This is a genomic window from Vibrio sp. TRT 29B02, from assembly GCF_050113655.1.
In the GTDB taxonomy this organism is placed as follows: Bacteria; Pseudomonadota; Gammaproteobacteria; order Enterobacterales; family Vibrionaceae; genus Vibrio.
The window spans coordinates 121,969-145,313 of record NZ_JBNJOJ010000006.1; the positions used below are offsets into that span (position 1 = coordinate 121,969).

The window sequence follows — 23,345 nt, forward strand, 5'->3', positions numbered from 1 at the left end:
GGGACCATGATTCGGTTGGTTGTTCACAAGTGCGGTTAAATCCAAAGTTAACGTCACTTGTTCAACACATGTCGCGGATACTAGCGGTTAGAACAATCTTCTGCCGTGAGAAAGATCCCATAAAGTCCTAACTATTTAGGCGTTTAACGTAATTACAATCATTTTTAAGTCTAGATCACACTTGGATCTTGGGTTTTGATTAGAAAGGTAGAATTTTTATGACAGCAACGTCGATGGTGACCCCGCTAAATGCCATGACTTTTCCTTTGCACGGTGCCCGGCTTATCGAGGCATCGGCGGGTACGGGTAAGACATTTACCATCGCTGGCTTATACCTCAGATTGCTTTTGGGTCATGGTGATCCAGAAACCAAGCACCAAGTCCCTTTAACTGTTGATCAGATTTTAGTGGTCACTTTTACGGAAGCGGCTACGGCAGAATTGCGCGATCGTATCCGTGCGAGGATTCATGATGCACGATTGGCGTTTGCTCGAGGGACAAGTCATGACCCTGTGATCCAACCTCTGCTTGAAGAGGTTCATGATCATAAGCAGGCGGCTGATATCTTGCTTCAAGCCGAGAGGCAAATGGATGAAGCCGCGGTCTATACCATTCACGGTTTCTGTCAGCGTATGCTGACCCAAAATGCGTTTGAGTCAGGCAGTCGATTTAATAATGAGTTTGTCACGGATGAAAGCCACCTTAAAGCACAAGTGGTTGCTGACTATTGGCGGCGAAATTTTTATCCACTGCCACTGAACTTGGCGGGTGAAGTTCGTCGACTATGGAACGCTCCTTCTGACCTGCTGCGCGATATCAGTAACTATTTAACGGGAGCACCGTTAAGCCTTTCGGTTAAAGCGATGAGTGGCACGCTGGCGGATCTGCATAAGCAAAATCTTGAACGTATTGATGAGTTGAAACAGTTGTGGCGAAGCCATCAGGATGACCTTTTTGCCATCATCAATGATTCTGATGTGAATAAACGCAGCTACACCAAAAAATCCCTGCCAGCGTGGCTGGAAGAGGTCAACCATTGGGCTGCGTCCGATACCACGGGCTACGACTCTCCAGACAAGCTGGAGCGTTTTTCTCAGCAGGTGCTGTTTGATAAAACGCCAAAAGGGCGGGCGCCAGAGCATCTTGTATTTTCGGCGATCGAAGAATTTGTTGCCAATCCGATCACTCTTAAAGCGCCGATTCTTGCTCATGCAATAGAGCATTGCCGTTCTATGCTGGCAAAAGCGAAGCAGCAAAAACAGTGGTTATCGTTTGATGACCTGTTAACTAATCTCTCTGCTGCCATTGATAGCGATGAATCAGAATTGCTTGCGGAGCGTATTCGGACGCTATATCCGGTTGCGATGATTGATGAGTTTCAGGATACCGATCCTCTGCAATACAGTATTTTTAGCCGTATTTATTTGAACCATCCACAATGTGGGTTGTTCATGATCGGCGATCCTAAGCAGGCCATTTATGGTTTCCGTGGCGCTGATATTTTTACATACATCAAGGCTCGTAAGCAGGTTTCGTCTCACTTCACCCTCGGAACCAACTGGCGTTCAAGCGCAGATATGGTGGCGGCTGTAAACCAGATTTTTGAACTACCGACCAGTCCATTTATTTATGATGAGGACATTCCGTTCCTTGCGGTTAATCATAGTCCTAAAGCTCAAAATCGCACTTGGCTCATTGGTGACCAAAAGCAACCTGCGCTGACCTATTGGCTGCAAGACGCTGACGATAAGCCGCTACCGAAAGGTGAGTATTTGCAAGCTATGGCCAAAGCCACGGCTGACCAGATACAGTCAGTACTAACGGCGGCGCAAGAGCAGAGGGCTTACTTCGTTGATGGCGATAAGCAGCATCTGATACAGGCCGGTGATATAGCGGTTCTAGTTCGCACAGGTAGCGAAGGTCGCATGGTTAAAGAAGCGCTAGCCAAGCAGGGCATAGCGAGCGTGTACCTTTCGAACCGTGACAGCGTTTTTACTTCTTTGATCGCACAAGATATTCAGCGTTTGCTGCAAGCTGTACTTACACCTGAAAATGACCGTGCCTTGCGTGCCAGTCTTGCTTCAGAAATTTTTGCTCTTGATGCCGGAACACTCGACAAGCTCAATAATGATGAGAATGAGTGGGAAAGTGCGATCAATGAATTCAAAGAGTATCGCAAGCTATGGAGTCAGCGTGGTGTGCTACCCATGCTGCGCAGTGTGATGAGTAAGCGTCATATTGCCGAACGTATGCTCGAAGAAGAGGCGGGTGAGCGCAATCTTACTGACTTAATGCATATTGGCGAGCTCTTACAACAGGCGAGCCAAGAGTTGGAAAGTGACCACGGTTTGTTGCGTTGGCTCGCTCAGGCAATCAGTGACGCGCAAAATGGTTTGGGAGGCAGCGAGGAGCAAATTCAGCGTTTGGAGTCAGAACGCAACTTGGTGCAAATTGTGACGATTCACAAGTCAAAAGGTCTTGAATATGATCTTGTTTTCTTGCCTTTTGCTATGAGTCATCGAGAAGCAAGTGAAGCCAAGTATTACGATGCTAAGCAAGATCAAACCATTTTAGATATCGCTAAGCAGGGTTCGTCGCTTGCTCAGGCCGACAAAGAGCGTTTGGCAGAAGATCTGCGTTTGATATACGTCGCCTTAACTCGTGCGGTTTATGGTTGTTTTATTGGCACGTCTCCGTTGAGAAATGGGCGTTCAACCAAAGAGCCTACGGGGGTTCACAATAGTGCGATGGGGCATTTGCTTCAGGATGGTCAACAGGGCGGTATACAAGATTTAACCATAGCTATTCAAAAGCACGTGGATGGATTGAATTGCGTTGTGCTTTCAGCGTTGCCCCAACAGCATTCACAACCGTTTAGCTTACTAAATGAGTCTCAACATTCACTGACAGCCAGTGAACTGAGTCATGAGATTGATCGTAACTGGCGGATTACTAGCTATTCAGGATTGGTAAAGCAGGGCTCTCATCATAGCGATGAAGCCTTCACGGATCTGATGCACCTCGATATTGATTCTTCCGATGAACAGGATCAAGACGAAATTGCCGACCCAGAAATGTCGATTTTTACTTTTCCGCGAGGAGCAAGACCTGGCACCTTCTTACATACCTTATTTGAAGAGGTTGAGTTCACTCTGCCTGCGACCAGCGTTGAAAACAGTGAAATTATTCTCCAGCTATTAGAAAGTGAGCAGTTAGACATCAATTGGTTGCCTGTCCTTCAGCAACTTATCGATACTGTGTTAGCGACACCTTTAGATGGTAAATCTTTGTTACTCAAACAAAAAGGCCCTAATCAACGACTGGTTGAGATGGAATTCTTATTACCGATTGAAGTGCTTTCGGCTCCAGCACTTAACCGAACGATTCAGCGCCATGATCCGCTGTCAGCCAAAGCGGGTGACCTCGGTTTTCACACCGTTCAAGGTATGTTGAAGGGTTTTATTGACTTGGTATTTGAACACCAAGGTAAGTATTACGTTCTTGACTGGAAGTCTAATCACCTTGGCGATGAGGTGAGTTTCTATCACGGCGATGCATTAAGGACGGCAATGGCCGATCATCGCTACGATCTTCAATATCAGATTTATGCTTTAGCACTGCACCGTTTTTTGCGCAGCCGTATCGCCAACTATGATTATGAGCAGCATTTTGGTGGAGTTTACTACCTGTTTTTGAGAGGTATGGATGGCGCGAGTGACCATGGTGTATTTAGTGCCAAACCGAGCTTGGAGTTTTTGACCGATATGGACAAACTGATCGATGGTGAAGCGATTGATGTGAAGCAAAATAGCGCAGGCCAGATGGAGTTACTTTGATCATGATGAATCTAGTTCAAACCCTCAAGCAGTTAGCGCTGAAAGGCGGTATCCGACAACTTGATTATCAATTTGCTCGATTCATCGAGTCTCAATCTCATGACCCATATCTGGGGTTCATTGCCGGAGTGGTGAGTAGTGAGTTAGGAAAAGGTCATATTTGTCTTCCATTGAACGATGCTCAGGGACAGGTGGTTGATCTCAGTGCAAAGCTTGGTCTTTTTGGTGAGGCTGCCCATCAACTTAATCAAATCTTGGTCGGAGTGGATTGGCATCAGTGCCTTAGTTCGGCGCCATTAGTCGGAACAATGGGAGAATCGCTGCCACTAATATTTGATGGTAAACGGCTCTACCTTCATCGCTATTGGCACTACGAAGTCGCGCTAGCCGAACGCTTAAATAGCTTTGGGTCACCTATGATCCAAAAGCCTACTGAAGTACAAAAGCTCGCAGACCTGCTCGATCATCTTTTTGCCAGAAATTATCGCTATCTATTTGAAGATATTAAGAAAAGCTTTAAATCTGGAGAGCTAAATTCGGTGCTTCGTCAGCGTATGGTTTGCGATCACCTAGACGTCGTGTGTGAGGAAATCTTGGATTGGCCTACCATAGACCAAAAGCTTGTTGCGGCGAAAAGTGTCTCTGATTTGTTGGTGTTAGATGAGTTGGTCCCTATGGCTGCTTGTGTTAACTGGCAGAAGGTTGCGGCAGCGGTTGCGCTGAGCCGACGTTTTGCGGTGATTTCAGGTGGACCGGGAACCGGTAAAACAACAACGGTAACCAAATTACTTGCCGCGCTTATCGAGCAAGCACAAAGCAATAATGAATACCCAACCATTAAACTAGTAGCGCCGACGGGGAAAGCAGCAGCCCGTTTGACGGAATCGATAGGTAAAGCGGTCGCTGGTTTGCCAGTATCGTTAGCGCTCAAGCAAGCGATTCCTACAGATGCAAGTACCCTTCATCGTCTATTGGGCGCGATACCAAACAGCGCAGAGTTCCGACATAACCAAGATAATCCACTTCACTTAGATATTCTTGTCGTCGATGAGGCCTCTATGGTTGATCTGCCGATGATGTACAAATTGATTGATGCGTTACCTAAGCATGCGCGTTTGATCTTACTTGGCGATAAAGACCAGCTTGCTTCGGTAGAGGCGGGAGCGGTGCTTGGGGATATTTGTTCGTTTAGTCATTTTGGCTTCAGTCAGTTACAAGCGACGCAAGTGGCGCGTTTAACGGGCTATACAACACTGGCTCAGACAAATAATGTTCAACCTTCGATAGCCGATAGCTTGTGTATGCTCAAAAAGAGCTACCGTTTTGATGCACGCTCAGGTATCGGTCAACTTTCTCAGGCGGTCAACGCAGGCTCGGCGCAGAAAGTCGATTGGGTGTGGCAAAAAGAGTTTGCTGATATCGCGAGATTTCCTATCGATAGTCAGCACTACAGTCAATTAATTCAATCCCTAGTCAACGAGTACAGCGACTACCTCAAACGTATGAATATTTCGCAACACGATGCTAGTACCGGTCAACTTGAAACCGCGGCTCATAAAGCGAAAGCCGTATTGGAACTATTTTCACGCTGTCGTTTGTTGTGTGCTATTCGTGAGGGAGACTTTGGGGTTAAAGGGCTAAATCTGCGTATTGAACGCGCCTTGGCTGCACGTAAACTTATTCAGGTTCAGGACGAAATTTGGTATCACGGTCGACCAGTAATGGTGACACGCAATGACCATTCGCTAGGGCTTTACAATGGTGACATTGGTATCTGTATGCTTGAACAGTCAGACAGTCTGCTAAGGTTGAAAGTCTTTTTTGAACTTCCGGATGGTAGCGTGAAATCGGTGCTGCCAAGTCGAGTTCCAGAGCATGAAACCGCCTACGCAATGACGATTCACAAGTCACAGGGCAGTGAGTTTGAGCATACTCTAATGATTCTTCCACCTGAGTTTACCCCTATTTTAACGCGTGAGTTGATCTATACAGGGATCACGCGAGCCAAGAAGCGTTTGAGCTTGTATGTCGATGATAGAGTGATGAAAAGAGGTATTAAGGTTCGGACTGAGCGAGCAAGTGGATTGATAGAGCGGTTGCAAGCGAATGGATAACCTTCCGTGGTTATCGAATGCAAAAGTTAAAGTGCTTTAGTGAAAGAAATACTGCGAATGCGGTATTTTTTTTGATAGTTCAAAATGAATGCTTTTAAGCCTTCTGTAACGGGAAATACACAGTGAACGTCTAGATTTTCTAGCAGTTCATTGTCTGCCATATCCCAAAAACTCTGGACTGAGTTACAGATAATTTTTTTCATCGACAGTTTGCTCTAAGTGACGTAGTGAGTTACCTCAAGCAATCCTTGCGACTTAACTTGCGAATAAGTTAAGCGGATAAGCGAATCCTATTTAGCTCCCATTAATTTGGGAGCTCGAATTTTAAACAATCTGACGAATGAAATAAAGTGAATAATGTAGGAAAATTCACCGCTTCAAGCGCAACTATGAGAATATCAACGTCTTACAGCTGTAAAGAGAGTATTTTCGATTTACGTTGATAGTTGTATAAGTTTTGCTTGTGTGATGGCAAAGAGTCGACACCCATTTCATGGAAACCCTGCTCTCTAAACCAGTGGAGACTATGAGTCGTCAGGACGAAAATTTGTTCGATACCCTGAGCTTTTGATTGCAATCTCATATGGTTAAGCAGCAACAGTCCTCGATTTCCATCGCGGTATTCTGGATGAATGGCCACACACGCCATTTCTGCCATTTTCTCATCAGGATAAGGATAAAGAGCAGCGCAACCAATGATTAGCCCATCTTTATCAATAATGGTGAATTGATGAATCTCTTGCTCGAGTTGCTCACGTGAACGTCTAACAAGAATGCCTTGCTCTTCTAATGGGCGAATCAAATCAAGAATGCCGCCAATATCGTCAATATCGGCAAGTCTAACTTGCTCTGCACTCGCCTCAACGACCTGAGTACCGATACCATCGAGAGAGAAAAGCTCTTGAATCAGTGCGCCATCAACCTTGTAGCTGACCAAGTGGCTACGTGGAACACCCGCTCGACATGCTGCTGTTGCTGCTCTAAGGAAACGTAAAGTCCCCGAAGAAGAGTCATTGTCTCTGCCGCGTTCGTTTTCCAGACGAGACAAAATCCGTTCTGCGTCTTTGGGAAACAGCTCGGCGACCGCGTTGCCATTTTCATCAATGATGCCTTGTTCAGAACAGAAGCCAATCAACTTATCGGCATTTAATTTTATTGCGACTTGGGTCGCCACTTCTTCAGAGAGTAAGTTGAAAGATTCTCCGGTCACCGAACTGGCGATAGGGCCAAGTAAAACGATCGAACCTTGATCAAGCATACGGTTGATGCCTTGTGCATCGATACGTCTTATGCGTCCACTGTGACAATAGTCGATGCCATCGTCGACACCGAGCGGTTGAGCGATGACAAAGTTACCGCTGACAACGTTGAGTTGAGTACCGGCCATCGGCGTATTACTGAGGCTCATCGATAGCTGTGCGGTAATGCTCAACTGTAGTTGCCCTGCGGCTTGCATGACGTAGTTGAGAGATGTCTCATCGGTGATCCTGATACCTTTGTGGTAAGGCGTGTGATGATTATTTTGTTCAAGAAGATTGTTAATTTGTGGACGCGCTCCATGGACCAATACAATTTTCACGCCCAAGCTATGCAACAGTGCGAGATCGCTGATAATATTGGCAAAATTTCCATCTGCTACAGCTTCACCGCCGATCATGATAACCATGGTCTTGTCTCGGTGAGCATTGACATAGGGAGCGGATTGTCTGAACCCCTTAACCAGAGCTGTACTTCGAATCTTCACAATATCTTCCGTAATGAATTTATATACAGATATACTGCAATTTTATTCTTTTTTCGGCAAGCGTTTTTTAGCGTCTAAATCTATTGTTTTTAGGCTTGGGTATAAGTGTTTCTTCTAGCTGAACTTGTGAATAATGCGTCACTCTGAGCGGCGCTAGGAGATTTGGTTCGAAGTTGTCTATATTTTGAACGACACTTAGAGAGTGAATTCCATACTAGTGATGGGTAGGTAGTAAAGAAAGTGAGTAGTGTAAGTAAGGGTAAAAAGAAGCTCATAGAGCGAGCCATTTTGCTGTTAGCGATCGTCGCCGCTGTTGGTGCCGTTATGCTGGCCAATGTTCTTTATGACTTCTATCTAGAGAAAAAATACCCTAAGTCGGATCTTTATGGGACTTGGACTGAACAAGATGTAGCGACTTATGCTGCTGAAGCGTTTGTCGTGACACCTGCGGGAGTCGCTATCAATGGTGGTATTGTCGACACTCGCTATAGTTGGAATGGCACATACCTTGAATTTCAGGTCGGTAACAAGACGCGCCGCTTTAAAGTGCTCAATGAAGAGCTGACTGAGATACAGCTTATCTCTGAGCCGCACTACCAGCCTGTGTATCGATTGTCAGAAAACGATTAAAAATAACATTCCCTAACGACTGGCTAATTGCGTATTTCAGTCAAGTTTGTCATGCTCTTAGCATCGCTTGAAAGGAATAAAATTAGTGTTCAAAAAATATCTTCCTATCGCCGCAGTCAGCGTTTTGTTTGGCTGTGCGCAACCTACCGATCGTGCTCAGCAATATATCGATGATGAATTCAATTCTATTTTGAATAAATCCTCACTTGTTGAGTCTGACAAACCTCGTGACTTTACTGAGTTCCATCGTCAGACTGAATTGGTCGTCGATAACTCGCCTTCATTGGCGGCCACATACCAACCTTTGTATGAAAAACTCAATGAGTGGGTTCTTCAAAGTGGTGAGCCGACAGAGTTTGCTAACTTCGGCATTCAGGCTGCACAGCTAGGTGGTGGAGATAAAAAAGGTAATGTCCTATTTACGGGATATTTTTCTCCAGTTATGGAGCTTCGTCATCAACCGAACGAGGTCTTCAAATATCCGGTTTATGGTAAACCCGCTTGTGAAAGTGATTGTCCTACTCGTGCACAAATTTATGATGGTGCGCTTAGCGGACAAGGATTAGAGCTCGGCTATGCTGCCAATATGATAGATCCATTTTTAATGGAGGTTCAGGGCAGTGGTTTTGTTCATTTTGAAGATGACGATACTTTGGAATACTTCGCTTACGGCGGCAAAAATAACAAAGCGTACGTGAGTATTGGACGCGTGTTGATTGAGCGAGAGCTCGTTTCACGCGAGAAAATGTCAATGAAAGCGATCAAGGAATGGGTTCTGGCAAACGATGAAGAGACTGTTCGTGAACTTCTAGAGCAAAATCCATCATTTGTTTTCTTTGAACCGCGCGCGGATGCGCCAGTAACAGGTTCTGCCGGAGTTCCATTATTGCCTATGGCGTCGGTTGCTGGCGACCGCAGTATCTTTCCTATGGGGACGCCTATATTGGCTGAAGTACCTTTGCTGAACTCAGATGGTTCATGGAGTGGTGCACATCAGCTCCGTCTTTTGGTCGTGTTAGATACCGGTGGGGCTGTAAAGCAGAACCATCTTGATTTATATCACGGCATGGGACCGAGAGCGGGGATCGAAGCTGGGCACTACAAACACTTTGGTCGTGTATGGAAGCTGGGTCTTGAAAACTCAACGACTCAAGCGCCTTGGGCATTGCCACCGGAAAAGCGACAATAGTTGAACAAGGACTCGTCTCCTTCATCTAGACTTTTTATTGAAGAGTGCGTATAAATCGCACTCTTTGTTTTTGTACCAAGCGGAAAACCAATATGCGTGAACTCGATACTCCAGCTTCTGATAATTACAACCAACGTTTTGGTGGCACTCGCCGTCTTTACGGTAACAGTGAAGTCGAGATTTTGCGTGCTGCGCACGTTTGTGTCATCGGTATTGGTGGCGTGGGTTCATGGGCGGTAGAAGCCTTAGCTCGTACCGGAATTGGTCAACTGACACTTATCGATATGGACGATGTGTGTGTAACCAATATTAACCGTCAGATCCACGCTATGTCTGGTACTGTTGGTCAAAGTAAAATCGAAGTGATGGCAGAGAGAGTGAAGCTGATTAACCCAGAATGTAAAGTTAATCTGATCGATGACTTTATCACTCCTGACAATCAGCACGAATACTTGAGTAAAGAGTATGACTATGTACTCGATGCGATTGACAGCGTAAAAGCAAAAGCGTCCTTACTTGCCTACTGTCGTAGTAACAAAATCAAAGTCATTACCACTGGTGGTGCTGGTGGTCAGGTTGATCCAACCCAGATAAAGGTCGCTGATTTGACTAAGACGATTCAGGACCCACTAGCGAAAAAAATCAAAGATACGCTACGTCGCCATCATAATTTTCCAACCAATCCAGCACGTAAGTTTGGCATTGATTGTGTATTTTCAACTGAGCAGTTGAAATACCCTCAAGCAGACGGCACGGTTTGTGGCGTTAAGTCGACAGCGGAAGGCCCAAAACGTATGGATTGTGCGAGTGGCTTTGGTGCTGCAACGGTAGTGACGGCGACCTTTGGCTTTGTTGCCGTATCTCGCATTGTTGAAAAGCTAATCCAAAAACACAGTAAGTAACAGGTGGATTTTTCTATGTCGTCGTTTCCTCAATCTCCGTTTGGCCACGATATTAGCGTTGAAGATATCATTGCGACTATGCAAGGTTTCAAAGGCTGGGAAGATCGTTATCGTCAGGTTATCCAGTGGGGTAAAAAACTACCTCAGATGCCTGAAGAGCTAAAATCGCAACATGTGACGGTGGCAGGTTGTGAGAGTCAGGTTTGGTTGGTTCACGAACAGCTAGAAGACAAGTGGTATTTCTGTGCTGACTCTGATGCACGCATTGTTCGAGGTCTGATTGCACTGGTGTTGGCTGCATTCGATGGCAAAACCACTCAGGAGATCGCGAGCTTTGATACTGATGGTTATTTTGAACAGCTAGGTCTGATTGCACACCTGAGCCCTTCCAGAGGTAATGGTCTTAAAGCGATTGTTGAGCAGATAAAGCAAGTCGCCCAATAATTTTCTCCTATTCAGCCTGTCAAAAAGGCGGACTGATTATTGCTGTTTAAAATTTAATCATTGCGATATTAACGCCTTAATAAATAAGTGGCTTTACAATGCTTGTTGTCGCTGCGTAAAGGCTGTACAATTCGCGCCCTTATTTAATGTTCCGTCGCTTGAGAGGCCACATGACCACTGAAAAAATCAATCTACTCGACTTTGATCGTCAAGGTATGCGTAAGTTTTTTGCTGACCAGCTCGGTGAAAAAGCATTCCGTGCAGATCAAGTAATGAAGTGGATCTACCATTTCGGTGTTGATAACTTCGAAGACATGACCAACATTAACAAGAAGTTACGTGAGAAACTTGAGCTTCGTTGTGAGATTAAAGCTCCAACCGTGGCGGAAGCACAACACTCTTCTGATGGCACGATTAAGTGGGCTATGAAGGTGGGAGATCAAGACGTTGAAACGGTATACATCCCAGAAGATGACCGTGCAACGCTTTGTGTTTCATCTCAGGTAGGCTGTGCGTTAGAGTGTAAGTTCTGTTCAACGGCGCAACAAGGCTTTAACCGTAACCTAAAAGTGTCTGAGATTATTGGTCAGGTTTGGCGTGCTGCACGTGAAATCGGTCTACAGAAAGAGACTGGTCGTCGCCCAATTACTAACGTCGTTATGATGGGGATGGGTGAACCGCTACTGAACATGAAAAACCTGATCCCAGCACTTGAGATCATGCTAGATGATCTAGGTTTCGGTCTTTCAAAGCGTCGCGTTACTGTGTCCACTTCAGGTGTGGTTTCTGGTCTTGATCAGATGACGGGTAAAATTGACGTTGCTTTAGCGATCTCGCTGCATGCACCAAATGATAAGCTTCGCAGTGAAATCATGCCGATCAATGACCGTTGGGACATTCAGGACTTTTTGGCATCTGTACGTCGCTACATTGCGTCTTCAAACGCTAACCGCGGCAAGGTAACCGTTGAGTATGTGTTACTTGACCATGTTAATGATGACATGGACCACGCACGTGAGTTGGCAGAGCTACTCAAAGACACGCCTTGTAAAATCAACCTGATTCCGTTTAACCCGTATCCAGGTTCACCATACAAGAAGCCAAGCAACTCTCGTATCGACCGCTTCCAGAAAACGTTGATGCAGTACGAACACACAGTAACGGTACGTAAAACACGTGGCGACGATATTGATGCAGCATGTGGTCAGTTGGTGGGTGATGTCATCGACCGTACTAAGCGTACTGCGATGAACAAAGCCGCAAAAGGCGAGACCATCGAAATTAAAGCGGTTTCATAATCACGTGTAAGAATTTACTAAAGCCAGAGCCTCGCTCTGGCTTTTTTGTTACATCGTGTAGCGATATTTATGTCAAAATAACGAAAAACCTTGAGCTGCTTGTAAAATATGCACTTTCTCTGTGTTGTTTCATCTATGATATCTATTAGAATTAAAGGTTAACGCTTTCGGGGTATTCCTCTGTTTATTGAGTGGAGCGTAACTTTTTATCAAATGAGGCTTTGACCTCGAATTATTTCAGGGCTTGGTTATCTCGCATTCAACGAAAAATAAATAATTAAGATGCGAATTAGCAAGGCACTAACGAGAAGAGAATTATTACCATCATGACTGCTGAACAACAAACTCCAGCTAGCGAAGAGCAAGTAGAAAAAGTACAAGCGGGTACGCTATTAAAGAACAAACGTGAGCAACTTGGTTTATCGCAAAAGCAAATTGCCGACCGTCTCCGTCTCCGTCTTTCAATCATTGAGAATATCGAAAACAACAACTTTGCTTCTGACCAGGTTGCGACCTTTACTCGCGGTTATCTACGTTCTTACGCTAAAGCGGTAGGAATTGAAGAATCCGTCGTCCTTTGCGCATTGGACGGGTGTGAAGAAACTAAGCCAGAACCTCAGGAGATGAAGAGCTTTTCACGAAAAACCAAACGTGAAGCCCATGACAGCCGTATTATGACCCTTACTTGGGGGATCTTTGCGGTCATTATTGGTATCTCTTCCGTTTGGTGGTGGCAAAACCAAGAAACGACCATGCTCGACTTAACCAGCCAAACAGAGCAGGAAATTGAGCTTGAACAGCAGACTGCTAACCAAGAGCTCGACTTTACCACTTTAGAAAGTGCGCAGCCGCAACCAGAGGTTGCGCTCGATGCTAATGCCGATGACGTGCCAGAAGTGGAACCCGTGTTAGAACAACCAGATTCTCAAGCGCCTCTAGAGACAGAAATTGTCCCAGAAGTTGCAAAACAAGCTCAGCCTGAAAAACAGCTAGAGCAAAACGTTAATACTACGGAAGCAGAGCCTGTGTCTGAGTCAGTTCAATCGACGCAATCCGACACGATTGTTAATCTGCTCAAACTCACTTTCTCAGATGATTGCTGGATCCAGGTTAAGGACTCTTCAGGTAAAACATTATCGACTGGTGTGAAAAAAGCAGGGCAGACGCTCGAATTAAGTGGCAATTTGCCATATAGCGTCATTTTAGGTGCCCCTGAAAACGTTTCAATGACATTAGCGAGTGAACCTGTCGACCTTTCTGGGTATACTTCAGGCAAAGTAGCAAGATTCAACTTACCTTAGAAATTACTATGCAATACGAATCTCCGATCAAACGTCGTCCATCGACTCGTATCTACGTGGGCGATGTACCTATTGGTGACGGTGCACCAATCGCAGTACAGTCAATGACCAACACCCGAACAACAGACGTTGAAGCGACTGTTGCTCAAATCCGTGCTTTGGAAAATGTCGGTGCAGACATAGTGCGAGTTTCTGTACCAACTATGGATGCAGCCGAAGCGTTTAAACTGATCAAACAACAGGTCAATGTCCCACTTGTCGCGGATATTCACTTTGATTACCGAATCGCACTTAAAGTTGCTGAGTACGGTGTTGACTGTTTACGCATTAACCCAGGCAACATAGGCAACGAAGAACGCATTCGTTCAGTTGTCGATTGTGCTCGCGACAAAAATATTCCTATTCGTATTGGTGTTAATGGTGGCTCTCTGGAAAAAGATATCCAGATGAAATATGGCGAACCAACGCCAGAAGCCCTAGTTGAATCAGCAATGCGTCATGTCGATATTCTAGACCGTCTCAACTTTGACCAATTTAAAGTCAGTGTAAAAGCGTCGGATGTCTTCTTAGCTGTCGATTCGTACCGACTACTGGCGAAGAAAATTGATCAACCGCTGCACTTAGGTATTACCGAAGCGGGTGGTGCTCGTGCTGGCGCGGTTAAATCTTCTGTTGGTCTTGGTATGTTATTAGCGGAAGGGATTGGCGATACGCTGCGCATCTCTTTAGCGGCTAACCCAGTTGAAGAGATCAAGGTTGGTTTCGATATTCTGAAATCACTGCGCATTCGTTCACGCGGTATCAACTTTATTGCGTGCCCGAGCTGCTCTCGTCAAGAATTTGATGTCATTGGTACGGTCAACGCACTCGAAGAACGCTTAGAAGATATTATTACACCGATGGATGTTTCGATTATCGGTTGTGTCGTTAACGGTCCGGGTGAAGCTGAAGTGTCGCACCTAGGACTAGCAGGAAGCAACAAGAAGAGTGCTTTCTACGAAGACGGCAAACGTCAAAAAGAGCGTTTTGATAACAATGATCTCGTCGCGCAACTTGAAGCGAAGATTCGTGCCAAGGCTGCGATTCTTGACGAGAAACAACGTATCGACATTAAAGTACAAGATTAATCTCAACCTAGATTACGCTAAGTAATTAACCTAACGGTAGATATTGTGGCAAAGAAAATCCAAGCAATTCGAGGCATGAACGATTGCCTTCCAACTCAATCACCACTGTGGCAAAAACTTGAAAACACAGTGAAAAACGTAATCAGCGCATACGGTTACAATGAAGTGCGCATGCCAATCGTTGAGATGACCCATCTATTTAGCCGTGCAATCGGTGAAGTAACCGATGTGGTTGAAAAAGAGATGTACACTTTTGAAGACCGCAATGGCGATAGCCTGACTCTACGTCCAGAAGGCACCGCGGGTTGTGTACGTTCTTGCATTGAAAACAGCCTGATTGATCGCTCAGAGCAGCGTTTGTGGTACATGGGACCGATGTTCCGTCATGAGCGCCCACAGAAAGGTCGCTACCGTCAGTTCCACCAGTGTGGTGTTGAGGTATTTGGTCTAGATGGCCCTGATGTTGATGCTGAACTTATTATGATGACAGCGCGCTTATGGCGTGAGCTGGGTATCGATAAGCATGTACGTCTTGAGCTTAACTCTATTGGCTCGCTGGAGGATCGTGCGAACTACCGTACCGCACTGATTGCTTTCTTAGAGCAGCATCTTGATGTTCTTGATGATGATTGTAAGCGTCGTATGCATACCAATCCACTACGTGTTTTGGATACAAAGAATCCAGATGTACAGGCGATTCTTGGTGATGCACCTCGCCTTTCTGATTATCTAGGTGAAGAGTCTAAAGAACATTTTGCAGGACTTTGTGAACTTCTTGACGCTGCTGGTATCGAATACACAGTTAACGAACGCTTAGTTCGTGGTTTGGATTACTACAACCGCACTGTATTTGAATGGATCACTGAGAGCCTAGGTGCACAAGGCACCGTTTGTGGTGGTGGTCGTTATGATGGTCTGGTTGAACAGTTAGGCGGTAAAGCAACACCTGCTGTTGGCTTCGCTATGGGTCTAGAGCGTCTAGTACTGATGCTTGAAACTTTGGAATTAACTGAAGTTCGTCGTAGCGTTGACGTTTACATGGTCACAGCGGGTGAAGGCACTATGATGGCGGGTATGAAGCTAGCGGAAACATTACGTGAGCAGGTACCAGGTCTACGTGTTATGAACCACTTTGGTGGTGGTAACTTCAAGAAGCAGTTCAAGCGTGCGGATAAAGTCGGCGCAGCGGTCGCATTGGTTCTTGGTGAAAACGAAGTTGCGGATAACACAGTTGTACTGAAAGATCTGATTGGTGGTACACAAGATACATACAGCCAAGCAGACGTTATCGCAAAACTATCTGAACTAGTTTAAACAATTTATCTATTCTCAAAAGTGGTGATGAGTATCGCCACTTTTTTAAGATGTAAGAGGACAGGAAGTGGAACTCTACGATACTGAAGAACAACAAGTAGAAGCGATCAAAGATTGGTGGAAAGAGAACGGCAAAGCAGTCATTTTGGGTGCGGTTGTTGGTCTGGGCGGTCTGTTTGGTTGGCGTTACTATCAAGATTCTGTAACAGCCGCTCAAGAAGCCGCGTCTGAAAGCTACACCAAAGCGGTACAATCATTAGCGGAAAAAGGCGCATCAGCAGAAGGCGATATTCAAGCTTTCATTGATGCCAACAAAGAGACTGAATACTCAGTGCTTGCTGCGTTACAACTGGCTAAAGTTCAAGTTGAAGCGGGTAATCTGGATGAAGCGTTGGCTCAACTAGAGTGGGCGAAGTCTGCAACCAAAGATGCAGCAGTATCTGCGGTACTTAACTACCGTCTTGCCCGTGTTAAAGCGGAGCAAGGTGAGTTTGATGCCGCTATCGCAGAACTCGCCAACATCACTGACCAAAGTTGGGCAGGTCGTGTTGCTGAGTTGAAAGGCGACATCTTGTTGCGTAAAGGCGATACACAAGCAGCGTATTCTGCATACACAGAAGCGCAGCAATCTGGTGACGCTAGCCAGGCTCTACAAATGAAACTGGATGACCTAGCCAAGTAAGGGCGTAGCATGAAGAATATGCTTAAAAAGGCGCTTGCAACGGCAATGTTTGTTGGCGTACTGGCGGGCTGTGCTAGTGAAGAAGATACCATTATCATGGCGCCAGTTCCTCAAGTGGACAGCGAGTTCACACCTAAATCTGAGTGGAGTAATTCAGTCAGTGGTGGTGTAGGGCAATACTACTCAAAGCTGACACCTGAATATGCTTACGACAAAGTGTTTGTCGCGGGTCGTGATGGCGTGGTTAAAGCACTTGATCCTGAAAGTGGTAAAACACTTTGGGAAGCCAATGTTGAAGCTGATGTGTCGGCTCGATTGTCTGGTGGTATTACGGCAGCGTACAGTCAAATTTTCATCGGTAGCGAAAACGGGCGTCTATTCGCCTTCAACGAAGAAACGGGTGAGTTAAATTGGCAAGCTGACGTTGATGGTGAAGTGCTCGCTGCACCAGCAACGGATAGCAACCTTGTTATTGTCCATACCAACAAGGGCATCTTGCAGGCACTGGATCAAGTGACCGGTGAAGTAAAATGGACCATCAGTACAGAGGTTCCAAGTCTGACTTTACGTGGTAACAGTGCGCCTGTGACTGCCTCTGGTGGTGTGTTCTGGGGTACGGCTAATGGTCGATTGGCCGCCGCTATTGTCGAACGTGGACAACTCATTTGGCAGCAGCCAATTGGTATGCCACAAGGTGCGACAGAAATCGATCGTCTAGTCGACGTTGATGCATCTCCATTAATTTTAGGCAGCACACTGTACATTGTTGGCTATAACGGTCAGTTGACGGCCATCGATCTACGATCGGGTAAAGCGGCGTGGAAGCGCAACTACTCATCCTCAACTGACTTAGTGAGTGACGGTAGCCGCTTGTTTGTTGTGACCGACCAAGACCACATTGTGGCGGTAGATGCTCGTAGTGGCACCGAGTTGTGGTCAAACGAGCAATTAGAGCATCGTCTGGTGACAGCACCAGTCATGATTAATCAGTACGTTGTTGTTGGTGATAGCGAAGGTTACTTATATTGGATTGATCGCAGTAGCGGCGAGTTTGTCTCGATGCAACAAGTCAACAGTAGTGGCTTTGCCGTTGCTCCAATTGCGGTTCCCGGTGGTTACGTAGCTGTGACTCGTAATGGCGATGTAAAGAAACTGACGATCAACGAGTAATCGTGTGATATAATTCACATTCGGCTCCTAGCTGGTAACAGTTGGGAGCCGTTTGTTTGTTTTAGATACCCATAGTTTGATGTGGTTATAGGTAAAGGTCTCACGACGTGATTTCTGCTGAGTCGTTACCTATAACTACATAAAGTAAAGAATATTGTAGAGGTTGTTATGGTACCTGTTGTTGCTCTGGTAGGGCGTCCAAACGTTGGCAAATCAACGTTGTTTAACCGATTGACTCGTACACGCGACGCATTGGTTGCGGATTTCCCTGGCTTAACTCGTGACCGTAAATATGGCCAAGCTAAGCTTGGTGAACACGAATTTATCGTTATTGATACCGGTGGTATTGATGGCACAGAAGAAGGTGTTGAAACCAAAATGGCTCAACAGTCACTGGCGGCAATCGATGAGGCAGACGTTGTACTGTTTATGGTCGATGGTCGTGCTGGTTTGACTGCTGCTGACCAAGCTATTGCTTCACACCTACGTAAAATTGAAAAGCCATCAATGCTGGTTGTAAACAAGGTTGATGGTATCGACGCTGATGCGGCAAGTGCAGAATTTTGGCAGCTTGGCGTAGAAAACATGTATCAAATCGCTGCGGCACACGGCCGAGGCGTAACGGCACTTATCGATCTAGCTCTTAACCCATTCGCAGAGCAACTTCTTGAAGAAGCAAAAGGTGAGATTGAAGATCTGACCGAGTTTGTCGATGAAGACGAGAAGCTCGACTACAGCGAAGAAGAGGCGGAAGAAGAGTTCAAGCGTCTTCAAGATCAGCCAATCAAACTGGCCATTATCGGTCGTCCAAACGTAGGTAAATCGACACTGACAAACCGAATTTTGGGTGAAGAACGCGTTGTTGTTTACGATATGCCAGGAACGACTCGTGACTCTATCTACATTCCGATGGAACGTGATGGTCGCGAATACGTATTGATTGATACCGCGGGTGTTCGTCGTCGTACTCGTATTAACGAAACGGTCGAAAAGTTCTCGGTAGTAAAAACACTCAAAGCAGTAGAAGATGCGAACGTTGTTATGCTGGTTATCGATGCGCGTGAGAACATCTCAGATCAAGACCTGAGCTTACTTGGCTTTGCGCTGAATGCTGGTCGTTCTATCGTTATCGCTGTCAACAAGTGGGACGGCCTAGATATGGACGTCAAAGAGCAGGTCAAGAAAGAGCTCGATCGTCGTCTTGGCTTCGTTGATTTTGCCCGTATTCACTTTATTTCAGCGCTTCACGGCACAGGTGTTGGCCACCTATTTGAATCCGTGCAAGAAGCGTACAAATCGGCTACGACTCGTGTCGGTACCTCTGTTCTGACTCGTATCATGAAGATGGCAACGGATGATCACCAGCCACCAATGGTTCGTGGTCGTCGTGTGAAGCTGAAATACGCTCACGCAGGTGGTTACAACCCTCCAATCGTGGTTATCCATGGTAACCAGGTTAATGAGTTACCAGATTCGTACAAGCGTTACTTGATGAACTATTACCGTAAGTCACTGGAAATTATGGGTACACCAATTCGTATTCAGTTCCAGAACAGTGATAACCCGTTCGAAGGCAAATCGAACAAGATGACACTGTCTCAAGAGCGTAAACGTAAGCGCTTGATGAGCATGATGAAAAATCGTAAAAACTGATCTTGATGAGAAAGATCAGATTGTCGAGTTAAATGAAAAGCGCCGCATTCGTTCCGGCGCTTTTTTTATAGGAATAAACGATGCAAGTTACCCCCACGATTACCCAATTCTGCCACGGAATCTGGCAGTTAGACGCAGACATTCAACTGTTACAGCGTGGTAGTGAATATCTTTACGTTGTGACGGATAAAACGCCCTTTCACCCTGTTAGCCACATTTGGCCAGATCATCCGGCAGATAAAGGGACACTGAACCAGTTCCCCGTTCTTGATTGCCAAGTTGGTGCGGTAGAACTGGCAACGGGTGAGTTATATGTTGGGCATGAGATTCCAGTCAAGCGTGACCAATCCGGTTGGTGTTTTGTCGTCGTACACTGTTTAGCAGCAGATTGTTCTGCATTGCAGCTAGGAGAGCGAGTAACTCTTGCTGTAGACAAGGCTTACCAAGGTTCGCTGAGTCGTGGACATAGCGCGGGTCATTTATCTTACTTAGCGTTGAACAAAGTGTTAACGGAGCAAGGTTATTGGAGAAAAGACGCTGACCGCAAAGACCCTCATGGCCACTACGATTTTAACAGCTATGCTCAGGTCACCAGCTTTGTTACTCCTGATCAATGCTTAGATACCTATCGACTAGGTAAAACGTTACGTAAACGTGGCCTGAACAGCGCAGATATGCTGAGTAATCTTGAGCAAATTCAACAACAGGTGAATCACATTTTGTTGCAGTGGATCGAACTTGGTTCAGAGGTCAAAGTAGAGTGTCATGGTGAAGCATTGACCGATTCGCGTTACTGGCAGTGCGATCTCCATCAGGGGGAAATAGCGGTAATCCCTTGCGGTGGCAGCCATGTAAACTCATTGACTGAATACGCTGCTATTGAAGTACACTTAACTCAGATAGATGAGCAAAACATTGAAATGCACACCAGTGTAAAGCCATCATAGTAGCAAATGATCTTTTTATTAAATCCTGTTTGGTTTAGATTTTGATTCATACTTGGATTTAAATCCTGTTTAAAATTGAAATGCAGCATATGTAACTTATGCTTTCGGTGTGTGGTTATATAAATATTCTTTTTAGGGTAGATCGCTGATCAAAATGGATTTTGCCGATGATCTGTACAAGATCATCTAAGCGTGTTCCAGTTCAGATAATTTCATATGTGTATATGATATTCTCCTCATATAACTATATTAAAAAAGAATAAGGCACGCGAAATGAACACGTACAGCCTGCTCGATGCTCACCGGGCAGTGAATCGTTTGTTGCAGCAGTTAGCTTTAGGAATGGACAAGTCTCGACTAAATGAAGCCGTTATCGCATTGTCGGAACAATTATTTGGTCGAAGGCTCGCGTCTATTTTGCGACATATTGACGGACACTTGTATTTAGAACACGCCCCACATTTGCCTGAGTTTTATAATCAAGCGATTGAAGGGGTCGCCATCGGACCTCAAGTCGGCTCTTGTGGTGCAGCCGCGGCAACGGGAAAACCGGTTGTCGTCTCGGATATAAATCAGCATGAAAACTGGCGGCTCTATACGGCTTTAACTCAGCAAGCGAATCTGCATGCCTGTTGGTCTGTACCGATCATTGCATCTGATAGTAGCGTGCTTGGTACATTTGCCATTTACAGCGAAAAACCGTCCTCCCCAACCACAGAAGAACTCGAAATACTTGAGATGGTCGCTTCGTTATATGCGGTTGCACTGGAAAAGTATCAGTTGGAAGAGCAACTGCACTTTCACGCAAGCCGTGACCCTCTAACACGCTGTTTCAACCGTAGAATGTTGCAATTAGAAGTGCAAAATACATTGTTGAATGATGAAAATCGCAACTTGCTGTTTGCCTGCTTTTTTATCGATATTGATAGCTTCAAATATATCAATGATCGCTTTGGTCATGATGTTGGGGATAGTGTGTTGATCGAAGTTGCCGAAGTACTCAAGCAACAGTTTCAGCTTCGTTCGGTGCTAGGGCGCTATGGAGGAGACGAATTTGTTGGCTTCTGTTGCTTCGAAAGCTTGTCCGATTTGGAAGACTTCTCTGGCTGTTTAGAACGTGCCTTTAATGATATGCGACTCATTGATGGCTATCAGGTCAAAGTCAGTGTCGGTTATAGCTACAGTCATAAACCAAATAGTGATTCGATTGAAGGCATAATTCGACGTGCGGACCAGTCAATGTATCAGGTTAAGCACGCAAAGCGCAGTCTATACTGATTAAGATCATTGCTGGTAGATGATGAAGCGAATGATACTGATGGAAAGATATTGTTAGATCAAAGAGAGTGCTATGACTGAAAATCAATGCCCTAGCTGTAATGCTGAACTGCAGTGGGATGGACAATATGAGTGCCAGAGCTGCCAAGTCAGCTACAAGAAAATAGGCTACTGCCCAGATTGTGACGCGGAACTTGAGAAGCTTCAGGCGTGTGGAGCAGCCAACTATTTTTGTAACAGCTGTAATGAGTTAAAGTCTAAATCGAAAGTAAAATTTGAGTTTGTTGCTAATTGACCGTTGAACAAACTTCGCCATCAGATAAGCGGGTGACCAAGATGTCACCTGCTTTTACGTCTGTGGCTCGAACTACCACATTGCCCTGTTCTGTTTGGGTAATGGAATAACCGCGCTTTAACGTTGCTAGAGGGCTAACGGTGTCAAGTTTTTCAGCCGCCAGTGCCAGTTGATGACGTGTGTTAAGCAACTTTCTATCCATCGCATCCAACAGTTTCTGTTCGAGTCTTTGCAATGTCCCTTTCTGTTCAGATAAACGCTTGAAAGGGGAGTTGAGAGCAACTCTGTGTTGCAGACGCTCGACTTTTTGCTGGCGAACTGAAATATAGTGCTGCATCGCGCGGTGCAGTTTCACTTCAAGCTCATCAAGTTGCTGGCTTTGGCGCTGTAACTGATAGCTTGGATGCTGTCTTTCCAAACGGTGTACAAGTGAGGTAGTGCACCGTTTTTGTTCATTGATGTAGTGGCGCATCGCAGCAACAAGCTTGTGTTGACGGCCAATGAGAGCTTGATCTTTATGGCTATTATCACGACTGACTAGCTCAGCGGCAGCAGACGGTGTCGGTGCACGCATATCCGCGACGAAATCGGCGATCGTCACATCGATTTCATGACCAACCGCACTGATAATTGGGATCTGACTGGCCGCAATCGTGCGGGCGAGAATCTCGTTGTTAAAGCACCATAGATCCTCTAATGAACCGCCTCCGCGACCGACGATCAGAACATCACACTCATTGCGGCTATTCGCACAACCAATCGCTTGAGCGATTTGGATAGCGGCTTCTTCTCCCTGAACCATAGTAGGGTAGATGACCACGGGTAATGAAGGATCACGGCGTTTGAGTACGTCAAGAATATCAAACAGGGCTGCGCCAGTTTTAGAAGTGATGACACCCACGCGTTTAGGATGTTCAGGTAAAGGGCGTTTGTTGCTCTGAGCAAACAAGCCTTCACTTGCGAGTTTAACTTTCAACTCTTCGAATTGCTGTTGGAGTCGACCATCGCCTTCTGGCTGCATACTCTCGATAATTAACTGGTAGTCGCCGCGAGGTTCATAGAGAGATAGACGAGCTTTGACCAGTACTTGGTTGCCATTTTGTGGTTTAAAGGTGACGTGGCGATTGTTACCACGAAACATGGCACATTTGACTTGAGCGCGAGAGTCTTTAAGGGTCAGGTACCAGTGACCTGAAACGGGAGCAGAGAAGTTAGAAATCTCACCAACTAACCAAACAATACCCATCTCATTTTCAAGCAAAAGTCGCACTTCAGCATTGAGGCGAGAGACGGTAAAGATGTTTTGATTGGTCAGAGAAGACACAGCTAATCTCGTAGACGTGAGTATGGAAATTAGCGGCAATATAATACATATCAAGGGGGTAAATGCAAATAAAAAATAGAAAAATGTGTAGCCAAGC

The 23,345-nt window shown here is 45.6% G+C and carries 19 protein-coding genes; 16 read left to right on the forward strand and 3 right to left on the reverse strand.

Going from position 1 to position 23,345, the window contains the following annotated elements; all coding sequences use genetic code 11:
• Nucleotides 1–218 precede the first annotated feature (218 nt).
• Together recB and recD are read left to right on the forward strand one after the other, a co-directional pair.
• Nucleotides 219–3,836 (forward strand): exodeoxyribonuclease V subunit beta, encoded by a 3,618-nt coding sequence (gene recB / locus ACQEXT_RS05775; protein ID WP_426951025.1) that lies wholly within the window; start codon nt 219–221, stop codon nt 3,834–3,836.
• Between the two features lie 2 nt (nt 3,837–3,838).
• The gene (gene recD / locus ACQEXT_RS05780; protein ID WP_426951026.1) at nt 3,839–5,950 is read left to right on the forward strand and encodes an exodeoxyribonuclease V subunit alpha; all 2,112 of its coding nucleotides are present in this window, start codon (nt 3,839–3,841) and stop codon (nt 5,948–5,950) included.
• A 26-nt stretch (nt 5,951–5,976) separates the two neighbouring features.
• Here the strand turns inward: recD and ACQEXT_RS05785 are convergent, their stop codons facing one another.
• Together ACQEXT_RS05785 and argA are read right to left on the reverse strand one after the other, a co-directional pair.
• Nucleotides 5,977–6,153: a hypothetical protein gene (locus ACQEXT_RS05785; RefSeq protein WP_171052109.1), complete on the reverse strand. Its 177-nt coding sequence runs from the start codon at nt 6,151–6,153 to the stop codon at nt 5,977–5,979.
• Between the two features lie 203 nt (nt 6,154–6,356).
• Nucleotides 6,357–7,694, reverse strand: a complete 1,338-nt coding sequence (gene argA / locus ACQEXT_RS05790; protein ID WP_426951028.1) for an amino-acid N-acetyltransferase — start codon at nt 7,692–7,694, stop codon at nt 6,357–6,359.
• 240 nt (nt 7,695–7,934) lie between these two features.
• Here argA and ACQEXT_RS05795 point away from each other — a divergent pair, with 240 nt between their 5' ends.
• From ACQEXT_RS05795 to ACQEXT_RS05860, 14 genes are all read left to right on the forward strand, one after another.
• On the forward strand, nt 7,935–8,324 hold the full coding sequence (locus ACQEXT_RS05795; RefSeq protein WP_138970488.1) for a DUF2850 domain-containing protein: 390 nt from the start codon (nt 7,935–7,937) through the stop codon (nt 8,322–8,324).
• An 85-nt stretch (nt 8,325–8,409) separates the two neighbouring features.
• On the forward strand, nt 8,410–9,513 hold the full coding sequence (mltA, locus tag ACQEXT_RS05800; protein ID WP_426951030.1) for a murein transglycosylase A: 1,104 nt from the start codon (nt 8,410–8,412) through the stop codon (nt 9,511–9,513).
• A 92-nt stretch (nt 9,514–9,605) separates the two neighbouring features.
• Entirely contained in the window at nt 9,606–10,415 is an 810-nt protein-coding gene (gene tcdA, locus ACQEXT_RS05805) for a tRNA cyclic N6-threonylcarbamoyladenosine(37) synthase TcdA (RefSeq protein WP_331426654.1), read from the forward strand.
• A 15-nt stretch (nt 10,416–10,430) separates the two neighbouring features.
• Nucleotides 10,431–10,859, forward strand: coding sequence for a cysteine desulfurase sulfur acceptor subunit CsdE (csdE, locus tag ACQEXT_RS05810; RefSeq protein WP_426951032.1), 429 nt, complete (start codon nt 10,431–10,433; stop codon nt 10,857–10,859).
• Between the two features lie 170 nt (nt 10,860–11,029).
• Nucleotides 11,030–12,157 (forward strand): bifunctional tRNA (adenosine(37)-C2)-methyltransferase TrmG/ribosomal RNA large subunit methyltransferase RlmN, encoded by a 1,128-nt coding sequence (locus ACQEXT_RS05815; protein WP_426951034.1) that lies wholly within the window; start codon nt 11,030–11,032, stop codon nt 12,155–12,157.
• Between the two features lie 326 nt (nt 12,158–12,483).
• Nucleotides 12,484–13,458, forward strand: a complete 975-nt coding sequence (gene rodZ / locus ACQEXT_RS05820; protein ID WP_426951036.1) for a cytoskeleton protein RodZ — start codon at nt 12,484–12,486, stop codon at nt 13,456–13,458.
• Between the two features lie 8 nt (nt 13,459–13,466).
• Entirely contained in the window at nt 13,467–14,585 is a 1,119-nt protein-coding gene (gene ispG, locus ACQEXT_RS05825; RefSeq protein WP_138970494.1) for a flavodoxin-dependent (E)-4-hydroxy-3-methylbut-2-enyl-diphosphate synthase, read from the forward strand.
• A 45-nt stretch (nt 14,586–14,630) separates the two neighbouring features.
• Nucleotides 14,631–15,899 carry a histidine--tRNA ligase gene (gene hisS, locus ACQEXT_RS05830; RefSeq protein ID WP_426951038.1) on the forward strand — a complete coding sequence of 423 codons (1,269 nt, stop codon included), beginning with the start codon at nt 14,631–14,633 and terminating at the stop codon, nt 15,897–15,899.
• A 67-nt stretch (nt 15,900–15,966) separates the two neighbouring features.
• The gene (locus ACQEXT_RS05835) at nt 15,967–16,581 is read left to right on the forward strand and encodes a YfgM family protein (protein WP_426951039.1); all 615 of its coding nucleotides are present in this window, start codon (nt 15,967–15,969) and stop codon (nt 16,579–16,581) included.
• Nucleotides 16,582–16,590: 9 nt separating this feature from the next.
• Nucleotides 16,591–17,751, forward strand: a complete 1,161-nt coding sequence (bamB, locus tag ACQEXT_RS05840) for an outer membrane protein assembly factor BamB (RefSeq protein WP_138970496.1) — start codon at nt 16,591–16,593, stop codon at nt 17,749–17,751.
• Nucleotides 17,752–17,919: 168 nt separating this feature from the next.
• Nucleotides 17,920–19,404 (forward strand): ribosome biogenesis GTPase Der, encoded by a 1,485-nt coding sequence (der, locus tag ACQEXT_RS05845; protein WP_331416540.1) that lies wholly within the window; start codon nt 17,920–17,922, stop codon nt 19,402–19,404.
• Nucleotides 19,405–19,484: 80 nt separating this feature from the next.
• Nucleotides 19,485–20,351 carry an alanyl-tRNA editing protein gene (locus ACQEXT_RS05850; RefSeq protein ID WP_426951041.1) on the forward strand — a complete coding sequence of 289 codons (867 nt, stop codon included), beginning with the start codon at nt 19,485–19,487 and terminating at the stop codon, nt 20,349–20,351.
• Between the two features lie 273 nt (nt 20,352–20,624).
• Complete coding sequence (locus tag ACQEXT_RS05855; RefSeq protein ID WP_426951043.1) at nt 20,625–21,629, forward strand: sensor domain-containing diguanylate cyclase; 1,005 nt, start codon at nt 20,625–20,627, stop codon at nt 21,627–21,629.
• 73 nt (nt 21,630–21,702) lie between these two features.
• On the forward strand, nt 21,703–21,924 hold the full coding sequence (locus ACQEXT_RS05860; RefSeq protein ID WP_426951044.1) for a zinc ribbon domain-containing protein: 222 nt from the start codon (nt 21,703–21,705) through the stop codon (nt 21,922–21,924).
• On the opposite strand, the gene xseA is transcribed toward ACQEXT_RS05860, so the two are convergent.
• Nucleotides 21,917–23,248 carry an exodeoxyribonuclease VII large subunit gene (xseA, locus tag ACQEXT_RS05865; RefSeq protein WP_426951045.1) on the reverse strand — a complete coding sequence of 444 codons (1,332 nt, stop codon included), beginning with the start codon at nt 23,246–23,248 and terminating at the stop codon, nt 21,917–21,919. The genes ACQEXT_RS05860 and xseA overlap by 8 nt on opposite strands.
• Between the last annotated feature and the right edge of the window lie 97 nt (nt 23,249–23,345).

Coding starts and splice junctions, on each gene's coding strand:
- recB (WP_426951025.1), top strand. CDS start 219: ATGACAGCAACGTCGATGGTGACCCCGCTAAATGCCATGACTTTTCCT.
- recD (WP_426951026.1), top strand. CDS start 3,839: ATGATGAATCTAGTTCAAACCCTCAAGCAGTTAGCGCTGAAAGGCGGT.
- ACQEXT_RS05785 (WP_171052109.1), bottom strand. CDS start 6,153: ATGAAAAAAATTATCTGTAACTCAGTCCAGAGTTTTTGGGATATGGCA.
- tcdA (WP_331426654.1), top strand. CDS start 9,606: ATGCGTGAACTCGATACTCCAGCTTCTGATAATTACAACCAACGTTTT.
- csdE (WP_426951032.1), top strand. CDS start 10,431: ATGTCGTCGTTTCCTCAATCTCCGTTTGGCCACGATATTAGCGTTGAA.
- ACQEXT_RS05815 (WP_426951034.1), top strand. CDS start 11,030: ATGACCACTGAAAAAATCAATCTACTCGACTTTGATCGTCAAGGTATG.
- rodZ (WP_426951036.1), top strand. CDS start 12,484: ATGACTGCTGAACAACAAACTCCAGCTAGCGAAGAGCAAGTAGAAAAA.
- ispG (WP_138970494.1), top strand. CDS start 13,467: ATGCAATACGAATCTCCGATCAAACGTCGTCCATCGACTCGTATCTAC.
- bamB (WP_138970496.1), top strand. CDS start 16,591: ATGAAGAATATGCTTAAAAAGGCGCTTGCAACGGCAATGTTTGTTGGC.
- der (WP_331416540.1), top strand. CDS start 17,920: ATGGTACCTGTTGTTGCTCTGGTAGGGCGTCCAAACGTTGGCAAATCA.
- ACQEXT_RS05850 (WP_426951041.1), top strand. CDS start 19,485: ATGCAAGTTACCCCCACGATTACCCAATTCTGCCACGGAATCTGGCAG.
- ACQEXT_RS05855 (WP_426951043.1), top strand. CDS start 20,625: ATGAACACGTACAGCCTGCTCGATGCTCACCGGGCAGTGAATCGTTTG.
- ACQEXT_RS05860 (WP_426951044.1), top strand. CDS start 21,703: ATGACTGAAAATCAATGCCCTAGCTGTAATGCTGAACTGCAGTGGGAT.